Annotated in this window: 10 protein-coding genes (1 of these 10 cut by a window edge); 6 read left to right on the top strand and 4 right to left on the bottom strand. The window is 72.2% G+C overall.

The window, feature by feature from the left end:
• A protein-coding gene (nadA, locus tag WME95_RS40375) for a quinolinate synthase NadA (RefSeq protein WP_012240033.1) crosses the window boundary here: on the bottom strand, positions 1 to 911 show its 5' portion. Its footprint begins 49 nt before the window's first position; 911 of the gene's 960 nt are visible here — the first part of the coding sequence; its start codon is at positions 909 to 911; the stop codon falls past the left edge of the window.
• Between the two features lie 221 nt (positions 912 to 1,132).
• Between nadA and WME95_RS40380 the strand changes: the two genes are divergently transcribed.
• The 4 genes from WME95_RS40380 to WME95_RS40395 all read left to right on the top strand — a co-directional run bounded on the left by WME95_RS40380 (position 1,133) and on the right by WME95_RS40395 (position 7,029).
• The gene (locus tag WME95_RS40380) at positions 1,133 to 1,471 is read left to right on the top strand and encodes a DUF3634 family protein (protein WP_272102678.1); all 339 of its coding nucleotides are present in this window, start codon (positions 1,133 to 1,135) and stop codon (positions 1,469 to 1,471) included.
• A gap of 40 nt (positions 1,472 to 1,511) precedes the next feature.
• Positions 1,512 to 2,903, top strand: coding sequence for an ABC1 kinase family protein (locus WME95_RS40385; RefSeq protein ID WP_437295225.1), 1,392 nt, complete (start codon positions 1,512 to 1,514; stop codon positions 2,901 to 2,903).
• A gap of 108 nt (positions 2,904 to 3,011) precedes the next feature.
• The gene (locus WME95_RS40390) at positions 3,012 to 5,117 is read left to right on the top strand and encodes a protein kinase domain-containing protein (protein WP_437904589.1); all 2,106 of its coding nucleotides are present in this window, start codon (positions 3,012 to 3,014) and stop codon (positions 5,115 to 5,117) included.
• A 16-nt stretch (positions 5,118 to 5,133) separates the two neighbouring features.
• The gene (locus WME95_RS40395; protein WP_437904590.1) at positions 5,134 to 7,029 is read left to right on the top strand and encodes a hypothetical protein; all 1,896 of its coding nucleotides are present in this window, start codon (positions 5,134 to 5,136) and stop codon (positions 7,027 to 7,029) included.
• A 19-nt stretch (positions 7,030 to 7,048) separates the two neighbouring features.
• On the opposite strand, the gene WME95_RS40400 is transcribed toward WME95_RS40395, so the two are convergent.
• Complete coding sequence (locus WME95_RS40400) at positions 7,049 to 8,995, bottom strand: ribonuclease R family protein (protein WP_437904591.1); 1,947 nt, start codon at positions 8,993 to 8,995, stop codon at positions 7,049 to 7,051.
• A gap of 337 nt (positions 8,996 to 9,332) precedes the next feature.
• On the opposite strand from WME95_RS40400, the gene WME95_RS40405 reads away from it, so the two are divergent.
• A complete protein-coding gene (locus WME95_RS40405; protein ID WP_437911076.1) occupies positions 9,333 to 9,824 on the top strand; it encodes an FHA domain-containing protein in 492 nt (163 codons plus the stop codon).
• 19 nt (positions 9,825 to 9,843) lie between these two features.
• On the opposite strand, the gene WME95_RS40410 is transcribed toward WME95_RS40405, so the two are convergent.
• Complete coding sequence (locus WME95_RS40410; protein ID WP_437904592.1) at positions 9,844 to 11,691, bottom strand: PEGA domain-containing protein; 1,848 nt, start codon at positions 11,689 to 11,691, stop codon at positions 9,844 to 9,846.
• Between the two features lie 5 nt (positions 11,692 to 11,696).
• Positions 11,697 to 14,507 carry a protein kinase domain-containing protein gene (locus WME95_RS40415; RefSeq protein WP_437904593.1) on the bottom strand — a complete coding sequence of 937 codons (2,811 nt, stop codon included), beginning with the start codon at positions 14,505 to 14,507 and terminating at the stop codon, positions 11,697 to 11,699.
• 473 nt (positions 14,508 to 14,980) lie between these two features.
• On the opposite strand from WME95_RS40415, the gene WME95_RS40420 reads away from it, so the two are divergent.
• Entirely contained in the window at positions 14,981 to 16,378 is a 1,398-nt protein-coding gene (locus WME95_RS40420; RefSeq protein ID WP_437904594.1) for a cytochrome-c peroxidase, read from the top strand.
• The last annotated feature ends 17 nt before the right edge of the window (positions 16,379 to 16,395 follow it).

Genomic DNA, 16,395 nt, shown 5'->3' on the forward strand with positions numbered 1-16,395 from the left:
AGCTCGGGCGCCATCTCGAGGCGCGGGGCGAGATCGCGCAGCGCGAGATAGACCTTCTCGAGCGTGTTGAGCCGCATGAAGGGGCACTCGTTGCAAGCGCAGTTGCCCTCCGGCGGCCCCTCGATGAACTCCTTGTGCGGCGAGGCCTTGCGCATCTGGTGCACGATGCCGCTCTCCGTCGCGACGATGTACTTCAGCGCGTCGTCCGCGGTCGTGTACTTGAGCAGCGCGGTCGTCGAGCCGATGTAGTCGGACATCCGCAGGATCGGCTCCTCGCACTCCGGGTGCGCGATGAGCTTCGCGTCCGGGTGGCGCTCGCGCAGCGCGACGATCTTGCGCAGGCTGAAGGTCTCGTGAACGACGCAGCTGCCCTGCCACAGGCGCATCGGGCGGCCCGTCCGCTCGACGAGCCAGCGCCCGAGGTTCTTGTCGGGCGCGAAGAGGATCTCCTGCCCCTCGGGGATCGCGCGGACGATCTTCTCCGCGTTCGACGACGTGCAGATGTAGTCGCTCTCGGCCTTCACCTCGGCGGAGCAGTTGATGTACGAGATCGCGGCCGCGCCGGGGTACCGGGCGCGCCAGGCGCGGAAGCGGTCGACGGGGCAGCCGTCGGCGAGCGAGCAGCCCGCAGCGAGGTCGGGGACCACGACGATGCGCTCGGGGTTCAGGATCTTCGCCGTCTCGGCCATGAAATGCACGCCGGCGAACAGGATGACGTCCGCGGTCGTCTTCTTCGCCTGCTGGGCGAGCTGCAGCGAGTCGCCGAGGAAGTCTGCGAGATCCTGGATGTCGCCGTCCTGGTAGTAGTGGGCTAGGAGGACGGCGTTCCTCTCCCGCTTCAGGCGGCTGATCTCGTCGTGCAGATCCAGGCGCGGATCGATGGCGGCAGGCTGGGGCGCGGCGCTCGTCATGGCTAGCTAAGGTAGGCACCGCGCGGCGCGCTGGCCAGGGCCCCCGAGCCGCGCGGCGAACTCGGGCGCGCTCCCGCCACGGCCACGCAGCCGGTGCGGCGTTCGCCGGCGCTCCAGCCGCGCAGCCCGCCGCGTCTCCCTCGTTGACAACGGCCGGCACCGGTTCACGATCGGGGCCCGCGGTGGGCCTGGGGAGGAGCTCTCGTCGTGGGCGGCCACCCATGTCCCTCCTGATCCCCGTCGCCCTGCTCGCCCTCGTCGTGCCGCTCGTCGTGGCGCTCCTGCGCGCAAATGAGCTATTTTGCGTGCGCGTCGAGGGGCGCAACGTCCGGCTGCTCCGGGGCCGGATGCCGCAGCGGCTGCTCGACGACATCACGGACGTCCTCCGCGCAGCGCCGGTCGGGCGGGGCGCGGTGCGGGTCGTTGTCGAGGACCGGCGCGCCCGGGTCCACGTGGAAGGGGATATCTCTCCCGAGCAGGCTCAGCAGCTGAGGAACACCGTCTCCATGTGGCCGGTTCCGAAGATCCGCGCAGCCCCGAAGCGCCGCGCGGGCGCATGACCCCGCCGCCGACATTTCCACCCTAGCGAGTCAGTCCCGCATGGCCGACGACAAACCCCGAGACAATCCGCCGACCTCCAAGCTGGGGCGCCTCGCGCGCCTCGCCGGCCTCGCGCCCCGCACGATCCCGTTCGCCATCGAGGGCGCGAAGCGCGTCCTCGGCGCGACCCGGACCGAGGAGGAGGAGGCCGAGGCGCGGCGGAGGATGGCCCAGGAGGTCAAGAAGACCGCCGAGGCGATGCTGAAGACGCTCGGCGAGATGAAGGGCCTGCCGCTCAAGTTCGGCCAGATGGCGAGCTACATCGACGGGCTCGCGCCGCCGGGATACGAGGAGAAGTTCCAGGCCACGCTGAAGAAGCTGCTCGACAAGGCGCCGCCCCTGTCGCCGGAGGCCGCGGAGCAGATGATCCGCGAGGAGCTCGGCGCCCCGCCCGAGCACGTGTTCGCGGCCTGGGAGCGCGAGCCGTTCGCGGCGGCGAGCATCGGACAGGTGCACCGGGCCACGACGAGGTCGGGGGAGCGGGTCGCGGTGAAGGTGCAGTACCCCGGCATGGACAGGGCCATCGAGAACGACCTGAAGAGCGTCTCGATGCTCGAGGCGATGATGGCGCCCCTCGCCAAGAAGCTGAACGCCCGGCAGACCGTCGACGAGCTCCGCAAGGTCTTCCTGTCCGAGCTCGACTATGCGCGCGAGGCCGAGATGGCGGACCTGTTCCGCCGCATGAACGCCGGGGACGAGGACGTCTCTATCCCGCGCATCCACCACAGCCTCACCACGAGGCGCGTCCTCACGCTCGAGCTCGTCGACGGCATGAGCTACGCCGAGTTCTGCGAGCGCGGCAGCCAGGAGGCGAAGAACCGCGCGGGCCTCTCCATCTGGCGCTTCACCTTCCGCTCGATGCTCCGGTACGGCTGGCTCTACGCCGACCCGCACCCGGGCAACTACCGCTTCCACGAGGATGGCCGCGTCACGATCCTCGATTTCGGCTGCGTGAAGCAGCTCCCGCCCGACCTCGTGGCGGGCATGAAGCGCTACATGCGCGCGGCCATGGACGCGGACTGGAAGGAGTTCGACCGGGCGTGCGTGGAGGTGCTCGGCTACGACCCGGCCGACGAGAGCTGGGATCTCTACCGGAGCTACACGATGGAGCTCATGGTCCCGCTGTGCACGCACGGGACCTGGAAGTGCTCCCCGGAGAAGGCGCGCGAGACCGTGGCGTACCTGACCCGGGGTATCCGGGGGCTCGCCCTCAAGGAGGGAGAGAAGATGCCCACCATCCCCCACGTGCCGAAGATGCCGCAGGACTTCACGTTCGTGAATCGCCTGCAGTGGGGGCTCGCGTCCGTGCTGGCGGGGCTCCGGACCGAGGCGGCGTTCCGGCGGACCATCGATCCCTGGGTGCGCGACGGGGTGCACCCCGTCCCCGATTGAGCGAGGATCGCTGGTAGGCTCGTCGGCGCGGAGAGGCGCGCCGAGGTCGCTTCCGCCGCGGCTCTCACCTTGACCTCGATCCCGCACGCTGTGACATTCGATCGGGGCATGGACGACGAGAGGGCGGCCTGCGAAAGGCGCGTAGGAACGACCCTGCGGGGCAAATGGACGATCGATCGCCTCGTCGGGATCGGCGGGATGGCCGCCGTCTATGCCGCGACCCACAAGATCGGGCGGCGCGAGGCGATCAAGATCCTCCACCCCGAGGTGGCGCGCTCGAAGGACCTGCGCGCCCGGTTCGAGCGCGAGGCGCAGGCCGTCAATCGCTTCCAGCACCCCGGCGTGGTCGAGATCCGCGACATCGACGTGACCGAGGACGGCGCGCCGTTCCTCGTGATGGAGCTCCTCGACGGCGAGTCGCTCGCCGACCGGATCCAGCGGCTCGGCAGCATCGAACCGGGCGAGATGCTGCGGCTCATGGATGAGCTGCTCGACGTGCTCGGCGCCGCGCACGGGCAGGGGATCATCCACCGCGACATCAAGCTCGACAACCTCTTCGTCGAGAAGACCGGGCGCCTCAAGGTGCTCGACTTCGGCATCGCGCGCATGCGCGACGGCGTGAAGACGGCGATGCGGACCCGCACGGGCGCGACGCTCGGGACGGTGTCGTACATGGCCCCGGAGCAGGTGCGCGGCATCTCGGTCGACCACAGGGCGGACCTGTTCGCCGTCGGCGCGACCATGTTCCGGGTGATCGCGAAGCGGCGCATCCACGAGGCGCGCACGGAGTCCGAGCTGCTCGTGAAGATGGCGACCATGGCGGCGCCGCCGCTCGCGAGCGTCGCGCCGGAGACGCCGCACGGGCTGTGCCTCGTCGTGGACAGGGCGCTCGCGTTCGATCGCGACCGGCGCTACCCGGACGCCCGCACGATGCAGGCCGACGTGCGCGCGCTCCTGCATGGAGCGGCGCCGCCGCACGCGTCGGCGCGCCTCGCGGCGGGCGACGTGCCGTCGGCGGGCGCGCCGCCGCTCTCCCCGATGCTCCTGTCGGCGGCCGCCTCGGCGGACGCGCAGGCCGAGCCTCCGCCGCGGCCCGCGGCCCCGTCGGGCGCGAGGTGGAACGAGATGGGCTCGGCGCCCGCGATCGGGTCGGAGCTCGGCCCAGGCAACAGCGGGGCGTCCTCGTGGGAAGCCGCCACGATGGCGGCGCCCGGAGCTCCGCGCGGGAGCGCCATGGATGCGGCCCAGGCGCACGGAGGCCACCCCGGCATGGCGCAGGCCGCCCCCGGCGCTCCGAATGGACCGCCGTCGGCCCTGCACAACACCGGCGCCGGCCACGCCGGGGCGCACGGCGCGCCGCCATCGTGGCAGGGCGGCGGCGCGCCCCACAGCGCGCCGGCCTCGCTCCACAACACAGGCTCGGGCTTGCACAACACCGGTCCGGCCTACGGCGCGCCTGCCCCGGCGCACGGCGCAAGCGCGCCCCACAGCGCACCCGTCTCGCTCCACAACACAGGCTCCGGCCTGCACAACGCCGGCCCGGCTTACGGCGCGCCCGCCTCGGCGCACGGCGCGAGCGCGCCCCACGGCCCGCCCGTCTCGCTCCACAACACAGGCTCGGGCCTGCACAACGCCGGCCCGGCCTACGGCGCGCCCGCCCCGCGGCACAGCGCCGGCGTACCGCACGGCGCGCCCGCGTCGCTCCACAACACCGGCTCGTCGCTGCACACCACCGGCTCGACCTACGGCGCGCCCGCGCCGCCGCACAGCGCCAGCGCGCCCTACGGCGAGCAGCCGGCCGCCGCGTGGGCGCCGCGCCACGCTCAGCCGAGGCTGCCGCCGAAGCTCGTGGTCCCGCTCGCGCTCGGCGGCGTGGCGCTCATGATCGTGAGCGTGCTCGCGGTCTGGATGGCGCTCCGCGACGAACCCCAGAGCGACGCGGTCCAGCACGATCTGCTGCCGGCCCAGAGCGCGAGCGCCGGGCCGACCCAGCTCTCCCCGTCCTCGGAGAGCACCGACGAATCGCGGAGCAACGTGAACGATCCAGGATCGCGGAGCAACGTGAACGACCCAGGATCGCGGAGCAACGTGAAGGAGCCAGAGACGACGCGCCCGGACGCGCCGAACGCTCCGGCGAGCGCACCGCCCGCGAGCACGTTCATCATCGACTTGACCAAGAAGAATCAGCGGACGAGAAAATCACGCCAGGACTGAAGCCAGATCGCCGAACATGGAGCTCCGCCCCCTCATGGTGACGAGGACAACCCCGCGCGCGCGATCGATGCTCGTCGGGTCTGCGCTGGCGCTCACGCTCTCGGGAGCGTGCTCGGACCCGGTGCCGATCGGCCCACGTCCCGACGCCGGCGGCGACGGTGGAGGCGGCAGCGGAGGCGCGCCGCCGCTCTGCAGCGTCGGCGACGTGCAACCCTGCTATCCCGGCCCGGCAGACACCGAGGGTGTCGGCGTGTGCGCGGCGGGCGTGCGGAGGTGCCAGCCAGACGGCCAGAGCTTCGGCGAGTGCGAAGGCGCCGTGGTCCCGAGGCCCGAGGACTGCAGCAGCACCGTGGACGACGACTGCGACGGCGCGACGAACGAGCCCGACGCGGAGTGCGTGTGTACCCCGGGCCAGATCAAGACTTGCTACAGCGGCCCCGAGGGGACGAGCGGCGTGGGGCTCTGCGCGGTGGGGCTGCAGATGTGCGATCTCTCGGGCACGTCGTGGCGGCCGTGCGCCGGCCAGGTCACCCCGCAACGAGAGACGTGCACGGACGACACCGACGAGGACTGCGACGGCTTCGCCTGCAGCGCGCCGCTCTGGGCCGCCCTCTACGGTGATCAGAACACCCAGAGCGCGACCAGCGTCGGCGTCGACGCGCAGGGAAACGTCTACATCGGCGGCACCTTCTCGGGGACCATCAACCTGACCGGCAAGGAGACGGGCGCCCTCGTCAGCATCGGCACCTCCGACGTGTACGTCGCGAGCTTCGACCCCTCCGGACAGCACCGCTGGAGCGTGAGGTTCGGCGGCAGCGGCGCCGAGACGCTCAACGGGCTCGCGGTGACGCCCGAAGGCAACCTCGTGCTCGGCGGGACGTTCTACGGCTCGTTCACGTTCGGCGGCACGACGCTGAGCAGCGTCAACGCGCTCGACACCTTCGTGGTCACGATGACCGGAGAGAAGGGCGAGCAAGGCTGGGCACGCCAGCTCGGCGACGCGGCCGATCAAACGCTGCGCTCGATCGCGGTCGACCCGACCGGAAACATCGTGATCGCCGGCTACTTCAGCGGATCGTTGCTCTGCGCGGCGTCGCCCGTCCCCGGCGGCAACCCCATCTGCGCCACCAGCGCAGGCGGCACCGACATCTTCGTGCGGAAGTACGATCCGCTCGGCGCCCCCCAGTGGACGAGGATCTACGGAGACGACAAGAACCAGTTCGCCATGGGCGCCGCCGTCGGCAACGACGGCAGCGTGCTCGTCACCGGCCGGTACAACGGCACCCTGACCGTCGGCCCCCGACAGGTGAGGAACACCGGGCTCGGGCCGAACCTGTTCGTCCTGAAGCTCGACAGCAGCGGGAACGGCGTCTGGCTCTCGGACTATGGAGACACGGCGTCGCAGGCAGGCACCGGGATCGCCGTCGCGCCCTCGGGCGCGGTGCTCGTGACCGGGACGTACATGGGCGCGCTCAACTTCGGAGCGGCCGGCACGCTCCCCGCCAACGATGTGCAGACGGCGTTCGTGGCGTCGCTCGCCCCCGACGGCGCGCCCGTGTGGGCGCGGTGGTTCGCCGGAGACGGCATGCAGGAGAGCACGTCGATCGTCGCGGACGCGGAGAACGGCGTGGTGGTGACCGGCTCGGTCCAGGGCGTCGTCGACCTCGGCGGCGGGCCGCTGCCCAGCGGCGGCGGCTTCGACGCCTTCGTGGCGAAGCTCGACGCCGACGGCAACCACCTCTGGGGGAAGGTGCTCGGCGCCGCCGGCAACCAGAAGTCGAACGCGGCGGCCACCGCGCCGAGCACGGGGGTCATCGCGCTCTCTGGCACCGCCGAGGGGAAGATCGACTTCGGCCTCGGCGAGCGCGAGGCGAACGGCACCGACGCGTTCGTCGTGCTCCTGTCGCCGTAGACCGGAGCCGCGGCCCCGGTCACGCGGCGCCGCGAGCGCCCGCAGGGACGAGGTCGACGCGGCCGAGCTCCTCGTTGGTCGCCGCGATGGCGGCGCGGATCGGCTCGCCGATGCCGTAGCGACGGCTCGCGCCGACCAGCGCCTGCGCGGCGACGTCGATCCGATACGGGCCGCCCGGCAGCGCCTCCAGCGCGATCGTGCCCGTCGCGCCGGACTCGACCATCTGGACGACGAGGCCGAACGGCTTGATGGATACGATGTAGCCATCGATCTCCTCGCCGACGCGCGAGGCGAAGAGGCGCGCCACGAGCATGCGGTGCCGCTCCGTCTCGGCCTTGGCGGCGTTGCGCGCGCGCGCGTTCAGGTGGTGGGCGAGCGACGTGAGCGCCTCGGAGTCGACGCGCTGGTCGCGGCGGCCCTGGAGGTACCGCTTGACCACACGGTGCACCGCGAGGTCGGCGTAGCGGCGGATCGGGGACGTGAAGTGCAGGTACAGCGGCGCCCCCAGGCCGAAATGCAGGCCTCCGGCGCCCGTGTACCGGGCAGGGCCGAGCGCCTTGCCGAGCACGGTGCGGATGGCCGGCGCGAGCTCGGAGCCCCTGTACTGCGCCTCGAACGCGGCGAGGCCGAGGGGGCTCAGGCGCGCGCCGAAGCCGGCCTCGACGCCGAAGTTGTGCGCGAACTGCTCGAGCGCGCGGACGCGCTCCTCGGTCGGCTCGTCATGGACACGAAAGACGCAGGGGAGCCCGCGCGCCACGAGCCAGCTGGCCACCGCCTCGTTCGCCGCCACCATCAGCCGCTCGATGAGGCGGTGCGCGCCCGTGTCGGAGCGCGGCGAGACGGCGGTCGGCTCGCGCGTCTCGGCGTCCAGCGTCACGTACGCCTCCTCGCGATCGAGCTCGACGCCGCCGCGCGCCGCGCGGACCGTCGACAGCCGCGCGGCCGCGGTGCGGAGCCAGCGCACGACCGGCCGGGCGGCCTCGGGGATGCCGGCGGAGCGGCCCGTCGTCAGGAACTCCTCGACGGCGTCGTAGGAGAGGCGGGCGTGCGAGCGGATCACGCTCTCGTGCAGGTCGATCGACGTGATGCCCCCCTCGGGGTCGATGCGCAGCTCGACCGTGACCGCGAGCCGATCGACCCCCGGGAGCAGGCTCGCCGCCTCGCTGGAGATCGTGTCGGGGAGCATCGGGATGACGCGGCCAGCCAGGTAGACGCTCGTGCCCCGGGCGCGGGCCTCGAGATCGAGCGGCGAGCCCTCGGGGACGAACACGTCCACGTCGGCGATCGAGACGAGGACGCGGAGCGCCCCGTCGGGCCCGGCCGGCAGCACGGAGACGGCGTCGTCGATGTCCGTGGTGACGGGCGCGTCGATCGTGACGGTGATGACGTCGCGCAGGTCGCGGCGGCCGCGCGCGAGCTCGCGCTCGACCGACACCGCGGCGACCGCCGCGCGCGACGCCTCGAGGACCTCGCCCGAGAACACGGCGCGCACGCCGTTGCGGGCGAGGCAACGCTCGATGCCGAGGTCGGCCTCCGACGCGACGACGCGCGCAGGGACGACCGCCGCGCCCTCGATGGTGGCGACCACCGCGGCGCCCTCGGGGAGGTCGTCGGCGCTGCCCGGCTTGAACGGCCAGTCCGTGTTGGAGACGAGGCGATCGACCCGGAGGTGCGGCCGCTTCGCGTGCGATACGACCGTCCCGAAGAGCTCGGAGCGATCGCGCTGGACGAGGGCGAGCTGCGACGCGCTGAAGCGGCCCGGCTCCGCCTCGATGACCACCGCGTCGACGACGTCGCCGTCGAGGAACGGGTTCAGATCGGGCGGCGCGATGAAGGCGGTCGCCGGCCCGAGGGCAGCCAAGCCCGGCCTGCCCGGCCCCCCCGCCTTCTCCGGAGAGGCCTCGATGTTCAGGAACCCGAAGCCACGGGGGTTGACCGAGATGCGTCCACGAACGGGTGCGTGCATAGGCGCGGAAGGTACGCCAGATCCCGGCGCGTTCGAGCACAAGCTGCCCGTTGAGCTCGCACCAACGCCAGAGAATTACTGCAACACGGTAACAAAGCAGCGCGTGAGGTCGCGGCATCGCGCGCTGCATGCCGAGATGCGCTCGGGGGGCCCGGGGTGCCTCGCGCTGCGCTGCGATGACGTGCGGGCGGCATCGCGGTTCCACGTGCGCCGGGGCCCCGTGCATGGGCGGGACGCCAGGGCAAAAGTGCCTCCCTCGACGGTTCGCGGCGCCGGATCGGCTTATACTCGACACATCGTGGAAGACTCAGGGGACATCATCGAGCTAGCGCGTGTGATGCCTCGGGACCGCTTCGTCCGCCAGGTGACGAACCTGCTCCTCGTGGTGTCCGAGGCGGGTCCGGACAACCAGCAGATCGCGTTCCGGACGGTCGCCGCATCGCCGGCGGCGCACCGGAAACCGCCGCCTCCGCCCGGCCCAGCGAGCGAGGTGTTCCAGCTCGTCAAGGCGAAGGGCAATCCCTATCTCGACCAGATCTCGGTGGGCCGCACGCGCAATTGCGACGTGGTGCTGCGCCACCCCTCGGTGTCCAAGCTGCACGCGCACTTCCGGCGGAATGAGCAGGGGCAGCTCGTGCTCGTCGACAACGGCTCGCAGAACGGGACCCGCGTGAACGGCAAGGTGCTCTCCGAGAGCGAGCCGCAGGAGGTCTCGGTGGGCGACGTGATCCAGTTCGGCCGGCTCACGACGTCGCTGCTCGATGCAGCGGCCCTCTTCGACCTCGTGCGCGAGCAGGCGCGCCTCGCGAGGGACCAGGCGAACCGGTGAGCGCCCCGCGCGGCGGCGCTCAGAACCGGTACCCCGCGGAGACGTTCGGAAAGAACATCGTGAACGTGCCGTGGGCGAGCTCCTCGAACACGACCTTCTTTCCCGGCGCGCAGTCGACCGTGGGGCGCGCCTCGTCGCACTCGGCCCCGACCACGTAGGTGTTGCCCGTCTCGAGCGGCGGGCCGTCGACGAGGAAGAAGCCGACGCCGAGGCCCGCGCTGGCGCTGAGGCGCCCGAGCTTCAGCCGGAGCCTCAGCTCGGGCATCGCGAACGGGGCGGCGGCGCGGACGGCCCTGCCCGCGTTCTGCACGGCCACGCTGACGGTCCTCTCCGCGTCGGACGCCGTGCCGGTCACCTCGTCGCTCATCTCGGCCAGCACCACGCCGAGCCCGAGCGCGCCGCCGACGTCGAGCCATGACGACAGCCCGTAATGATAGCTGCCGCCGACGATCACCGTCACGCCGGCCATGCCGATGTCGTCGTGGAAGCTGTAGCGGATGGGGAGCCTCTCGTTGCCCCCGCGCGGATCGGCATACGTCGCGTCGAGCGAGCGATCGAGCGTCGTGTGGAGGCTCAGGTACCCGGCCGTGAGCTCGATGGCGGCGCCGATCGGGAACTCGTAGCTGCCGCGCACGCCGGCCAGGACGCCGGACGGGCGCGAGATGCCCGAGCAGCTGTAGCTGCCGCAGCTCCGCTCGGCGTCGCTCTCGAGCGACGAGGCGAAGGCATAGCCGCCGGTCGCCTCCAGCCGGAAGACGCCGACCCTCCGACCCCAGCGCGGGTGCGCGTCGTCGATGGCGAGCGGCAGGATGATGTCGCCCCTCGTCGTCCTGTCGACGGTCGCGCGGAGCGTGCGCGAGAAATAGCCCGGCTCGTGCGCCTCGAAGGTGTGGCGCCCGAGCGGCAGCGCGCCGCGCCACTGCCCCTTGCCGACCGGGACGCTGTTGATGGTCAGATCCGCGCTCAGCGGCTGGGCGACGACGCGGACCTCCTCGCCGAGCGGCCCCGCCTCGACCGTGGCGACGGCGAGCTGCCCCGCGATGACGTTCGCCTCGCGGGGCGCAGAGCCGAAATTGCCCTTGCGCACCGAGTAGAAATGCGGGCCGGGCGCGAGCGCGCCCTCCCACGGCAGCTGGCCGATCAGCGCGCCGTCGATGGTGAGATCGGCGCCGACGAGCCGCTCGTCCTCGACCTTCAGCCGGCCCGTGCTGGCGAGCGGATCGAGCTTCGCGTCCACCGACCTGGTCTCGGCGACCCCGACGGTCACGATCCGCTCGAACGTGTGCCAGCCGTCCTTGACCACGCGGAGCGTGTGATCCCCGGGGAGCAGCCGGATCGGGCCGGCGAGGGGGAGCCGGCCGCGCTGCCTCCCGTCGATGAGCACCAGGCCATCGACGTTCGACGAGACGACGACGCTGCCGATCCGCGCTCGCAGCGTGGCGATCGCGGACGCGACGCTCCGGCGCTCCGGCTCGCCGAGCTCCGCGCGGAGCTCGGTGAGCAGCGCCTCGTAGAGCTCGAGCGCCTCGTCGTAACGCCCGAGCTGATCGAGGCAGAACGCGGCGTTGAGCGTGTTGGGCACCGACGCGACGATCTGACGCGACCTCAGGTAGAGCTCGAGCGCGCGCTGGAAGTCGCCGATCTTGCGCAGCTCGTTCCCTTCCTGAAAGAGCGCCTTGGCCCGGGCGAGCGCCTCGTCCGTCGATGCGGGCGCCGCGGGCGCCGAGGCAGGCGGCTCGGGTGGCACGCCCGGGACAGCCGCCGCCGGCGGGGGCTGCGCGCGGGCCGGAGGCGCAGGCGCCGCGCTCGCCACGGCGAGCGCGCACGCCGCAAAGCAGCGCCGCAGGGCGCGACGGGCGCGCGGCATCGGTCTCACCACCGGTCGACCGGAACCACCGCGGTCGGAGCCGGCGGAGCCGCAGGCGCCCCCGTGGCGGAGGGCGTGGCAGGCTCGGCCACGGGAAGAGCGCCGCGCGGGGCGCGGCTCTTCCTGTCACGGCGCGGGGCAGGCTCGGAGGCCGCGACCGACGCAGAGGCCGGCGCGGGCGGCTGGAGATCGATGCGATCGGGGCGGATCGTGCCGTCGCTCAGCAGGAACACCGTCTCCTTCGTGGTCGCGCCGCCGCGGGTCACCTCGATCTCGAACGTGTCGCCGGCCTTGCCCGTCAGGTCGAGCCGGCCATCGCTCACCGGACGCGCCGCGCCGTTGACCCGCGCCGTCGCCTCCTTCGGGAGCGTCACGACGGCGGTGAAGGACGCAGGCGCAGGCGCAGGCGCGGGCGTGACGGGCAGCGCGGGCTCGCTCGGCGCGGCGGGCGACGCGGGCGGCTCGTTGCCCGTCGAGGCGCGCAGCGCGAGACCGCCGCCGATCGCGGCCAGGGCGACCACGGTGACCGCCGCCCCGACGAAGCGCCGCCGTGCCGCGCCGGAGGGCTCCTTCACCGCGGTGAAGGAGCTGCCGCCGATGGATCGCTCCTCCCCCTCGGCCGATCGCGAGAGCCCGGACTCGCGCAGCGCGGAGATGGGGGTGGCGCCGGCGCGCCGCTCGGGGTCGATGCCCCGCAGCTGATCCAGCGTGACGACGCCGGTGCCCTCCGCGTGCGGCTCGAGCGCGGCGATGAGCTCCTCCATGCTCTGCCAGCGCTCCGCGGGATCCCGCAGGAGGCCGCGGTGCACGACGGCCGCGAGCGCCGGGGAGACCCACGGCGCGGCCCCGGAGAGCGGCGGCACGCGCTCGGTGCAGATCGCGAGCAGGAGCTCGGCGAGCGAGGCGTCGGGATCCCAGGGGCAGCTCCCGCAGAGCGCCTGGTAGAGCGAGACCGAGAGGCTCCAGATGTCGGAGCGGTGATCGACGTCCTTCGCCATCTTCGCCTGCTCGGGAGACATGTAGATGGGCGACCCGAGCACGCCGCCGGCGCGCGTGAGCTCGTGCGAGGCGCCATCCCCCGTGCGCTTCGCGATGCCGAAATCGCACACCTTGACCACGATCCTGCGATCGCTCGACGACGGCGGGCGGATGGATCCGGACGGGCGACGCCCCGAGGGCGGCGGGCGGACCGAGCCGGACGGGCGCCGCACCGACGGGGGCCCCGCCGCGAGCGAGCCGCGCTGGGTGGACGGCGGCGCCGAAGCGAGCGAGCCGCGCCGGGTGGACGGCGGCCCCGAAGCGAGCGGGCCGCGCCGGGTCGACGGCGGCGCGATCGAGGTCGACGGCCTCTGGGCCGCGCCCTCGAACGGCGCGTGCAGGAAGAGGTTCGCCGGCTTGATGTCGCGGTGCACGATCCCCTCGGCGTGCGCCGCCGCGAGCCCGCGCGCCGCCTGGATGAACACGCGCACGACGGGCTCCGGCTCCAGCGGCCCGCGCATCCTGAGGAGCTTGGCGAGGTCGACGCCGTGCAGGAGCTCCATGATGATGAACGGCGTCGCGAGCGTGAGATCCATGCCCAGCTCGAACGTCTTGACGACGTGCGGGCTCTGGATCGCGGTCACCGCGCGCGCCTCGCGGATGAAGCGGCGCACGGCGTGGTCGTCCTGCCCGACGGCGCTCTTGAAGATGACCTTGGCCGCCACCCGCCGCCCTTCGGGCGACTCCGCCTCGTAGACGGCGCCCATCCCGCCGCGCCCGATCAGCCGGCGCACCGCGTACCGGCCGCCGAGCTCGCGGCCGACCAGCGGATCGGTCTCGGCGCCGGCGCGCTCGGCGATGGCCTCGCGCAGCTCGGGATCGAGCGGCCTCAGCATGTCGATGGTGATGCGCTCCTCGCTGCCCGACGCGGCGCGCAGCGCCTCGGCGAACGCCTCGATCGACGGATAGCGCCGGTCCACGTCGCTGTGCAGCGCGAGCGAGAGCGCGGCCGCGAGGCGCGCCTCGATCCACGGGGCGCGATCCTGGATCGACGGGAGCTGCGCAAGAGGCGCAAGGGACGACGCCGGCGCGTCCGCCGCCGTGTCCGCGGGGCCGAGCTCGGCCGTGTCCGCCGTGACGTCGAGCTCGGCCCACGGCGAGACGCCGCAGAGCATCTCGTAGAGCGTCGCCGCCAGGCCGAACACGTCACCCCGCACGTCCGCCGTGCGGTCCCGCGGCCCCGACTCGTCGCGCAGAGGATCGGTGCTCCTCGCCGCCTTGCCAGGGGCGGAGGTGGCCGTGTCACAGCCCTTCGAGAGCCCGAAGCCAAAGACGCGGACGAGGATCTCTCCGCCCGCGAGGTGCTCCAGGAAGATGCGCGGCGGCCGCACGTCGCGGTAGACGAGGCCCGCGGCGTGCACCGCCGAGAGCCCCGCGGCGACCTGGAGCGCGATCCGCACGGCGACCTCGGGCGCGAGCGGCCCCGTCTCGGCGAGCAGGGCGGCGACGTCGGTCCCGTCGAGCAGCGGCATCACGAGGTAGGCGAGATCGCGCTCGAGGTCGTGGCCGGCATCGACGATCGGGACGACATGCGCGTTGTCGAGCTTCGCGGTGACGCTCGCCTCGCGGGTGAGCCGTGACAGCGTGTCCTCGGTGACGACCTCGGGCCGCAAGACCTTGAGCGCGACGCGGCGACCCGAGGGGCCCCGGGCCTCGAACACGACACCGAAGCCCTGCGCGGAGAGGACGCGGACGATCCGATATCCGCCGGTGAGCGCGCCCCCCACGAGCGCCGTCGGATCCGCCAGAGGTGCTGTCCGGCCCATGTCCTCAAGCATACGACGGCCCCTCGCGCCCCACAAAGCATGAGTGTCACGCGACCTCGGAGGCGCGCTGCGCGCGGGCGCCGCACCGTCGCGGAGCGCCGGCCACGCACCTACAACGACGCCAAGCCCGCCGCACCGCGGCGCGGCGCGCCCGCCGAATGTAGGCGCGACAACCGCAGATAACGCGGTGAACGGACCGCCGTATACGCAAGAGCACGGCTGGATACGAGCGGATACGCGGGGACACGGAATAGCACGGCAGGATACGAGGGGATACGCATGAATACGCGGTGATACGCGAGGACACGCAGTAAGCCCTTTGAATCATGGAATATTTGTCTCATTTGTCTTGCCGACCGAAAGCTCACGGCATTAGATTCCCATCATCCCATTCACCGCCGCTCGGTCAGGATCTGGGCAGGACTGGTTGATCTCAAGCGCGCACCCCGATGTGCGCCTCCCCCGCCGGGGGACCTGGAGGCACCATGACCCTGCGATCCCTCGGGCGCGCGCTCGCCGCCCTGACGGCCTTTCTCGTCCTCACGCTCGTCCTGGCGCGGCCGGCGCGCGCCAAGGGCTCTTCCGTCGATGAGCGGCTCGCCAAGGTGCTCGCACGACACGGGTTCACCGGAGAGATCGAGTCGACGCTGGAGTCGCGGCTCGGGCGGAAGCTCGACAAGAAGCTCGCGAAGCTCGGGCGTGACCTCTTCTTCGACAGCCTCCTCGGCCTGAACGACGACAACTCGTGCTCGGGCTGCCACGCGCCGACCGCGGGCTTCGCCGACACGCAGTCGATCGCCATCGGCATCGACAACAACGGCGTCGTCGGGCCGCGCCGCACCGGGCCGCGCAACCAGCGCCGCACGCCCACCATCATCAACACGGCCTTCTATCCCACGCTGATGTGGAACTCTCGGTTCTTCGCCGTGTCCGGCGACCCCTTCGACAACAGCCAGGGGTTCTCGTTCACCGCGCCGGAGGGGATGTCGCTCTCTTCCCTGCCGCACCTGCTCAACGCCCAGGCCTTCATCCCGCCGACCGAGATCACGGAGATGACCGGGTACGAGGCGCCGTCATCGCACGATGTCGTGCGGGAGGAGGTCGCGGAGCGCGTGAACGACGTGAAGGCGTACCGGAAGCGGTTCGCCAAGAGCTTCCGGGCGGTGAAGCGAGGGGACGACGTCACCTACGAGATGATCGCGGCCGCCATCGCCGAGTTCGAGATGTCGCTCACGTTCGCCGACGCGCCCATCGACAGGTTCGCCCGCGGCCGCCGGCACGCGATGACGCTGGAGCAGAAGCGCGGCGCGCTGCTCTTCTTCGGCGAGGCGGGGTGCGTCAGGTGCCACGCGGTGTCGGGGGAGTCGAACGAGATGTTCAGCGACTTCCAGCAGCACGCGATCGGCGTGCCGCAGATCGCGCCGACCGACGATCCGGCATACTCGAACGTGGTCTTCGACGGCCCGAACGCCGATGAGGACTTCGGCCTGGAGCAGGTCACGGGCGATCCGGCCGATCGGTACAAGTTCAGGACCTCGCCGCTGCGCAACGTCGCCCTCCAGCCCACGTTCTTCCACAACGGCTCGTTCACGTCGCTGGAAGGCGCCATCCGCCACCACCTCGACGTCACCACGTCGGCCACGGAGTACACGAACAAGCACCTCGATCGCGATCTGCGGGGTGAGATGGGCCCGCTCGCGCCGGTCCTCGCCGCCGTCGACCCGCTGCTGCAGGAGCCGATCGACCTCACGGAGGAGGAGATCAGCTGGCTCTGCGCCTTCGTGGGAGAGGCGCTGCTCGACCCGCGCGCGACGCCGGAGCGGCTCGAGGCGCTCATCCCGGAGGAGCTCCCGAGCGGGCGCGAGGTCCACCGCTTCGAGTAGCCGCGGGCCGGGCGGGC

Source organism: Sorangium sp. So ce327 (assembly GCF_051530205.1).
Lineage (GTDB): Bacteria > Myxococcota_A > Polyangia > Polyangiales > Polyangiaceae > Sorangium > Sorangium cellulosum_B.

Bases quoted from the DNA above. Each gene is read 5' to 3' on its own strand.
- WME95_RS40420 (WP_437904594.1), top strand. From the start codon at position 14,981: ATGACCCTGCGATCCCTCGGGCGCGCGCTCGCCGCCCTGACGGCCTTT.
- WME95_RS40410 (WP_437904592.1), bottom strand. From the start codon at position 11,691: ATGCCGCGCGCCCGTCGCGCCCTGCGGCGCTGCTTTGCGGCGTGCGCG.
- WME95_RS40415 (WP_437904593.1), bottom strand. From the start codon at position 14,507: ATGCTTGAGGACATGGGCCGGACAGCACCTCTGGCGGATCCGACGGCG.
- WME95_RS40385 (WP_437295225.1), top strand. From the start codon at position 1,512: ATGGCCGACGACAAACCCCGAGACAATCCGCCGACCTCCAAGCTGGGG.
- WME95_RS40395 (WP_437904590.1), top strand. From the start codon at position 5,134: ATGGAGCTCCGCCCCCTCATGGTGACGAGGACAACCCCGCGCGCGCGA.
- WME95_RS40405 (WP_437911076.1), top strand. From the start codon at position 9,333: ATGCCTCGGGACCGCTTCGTCCGCCAGGTGACGAACCTGCTCCTCGTG.
- WME95_RS40380 (WP_272102678.1), top strand. From the start codon at position 1,133: ATGTCCCTCCTGATCCCCGTCGCCCTGCTCGCCCTCGTCGTGCCGCTC.
- WME95_RS40400 (WP_437904591.1), bottom strand. From the start codon at position 8,995: ATGCACGCACCCGTTCGTGGACGCATCTCGGTCAACCCCCGTGGCTTC.
- WME95_RS40390 (WP_437904589.1), top strand. From the start codon at position 3,012: ATGGACGACGAGAGGGCGGCCTGCGAAAGGCGCGTAGGAACGACCCTG.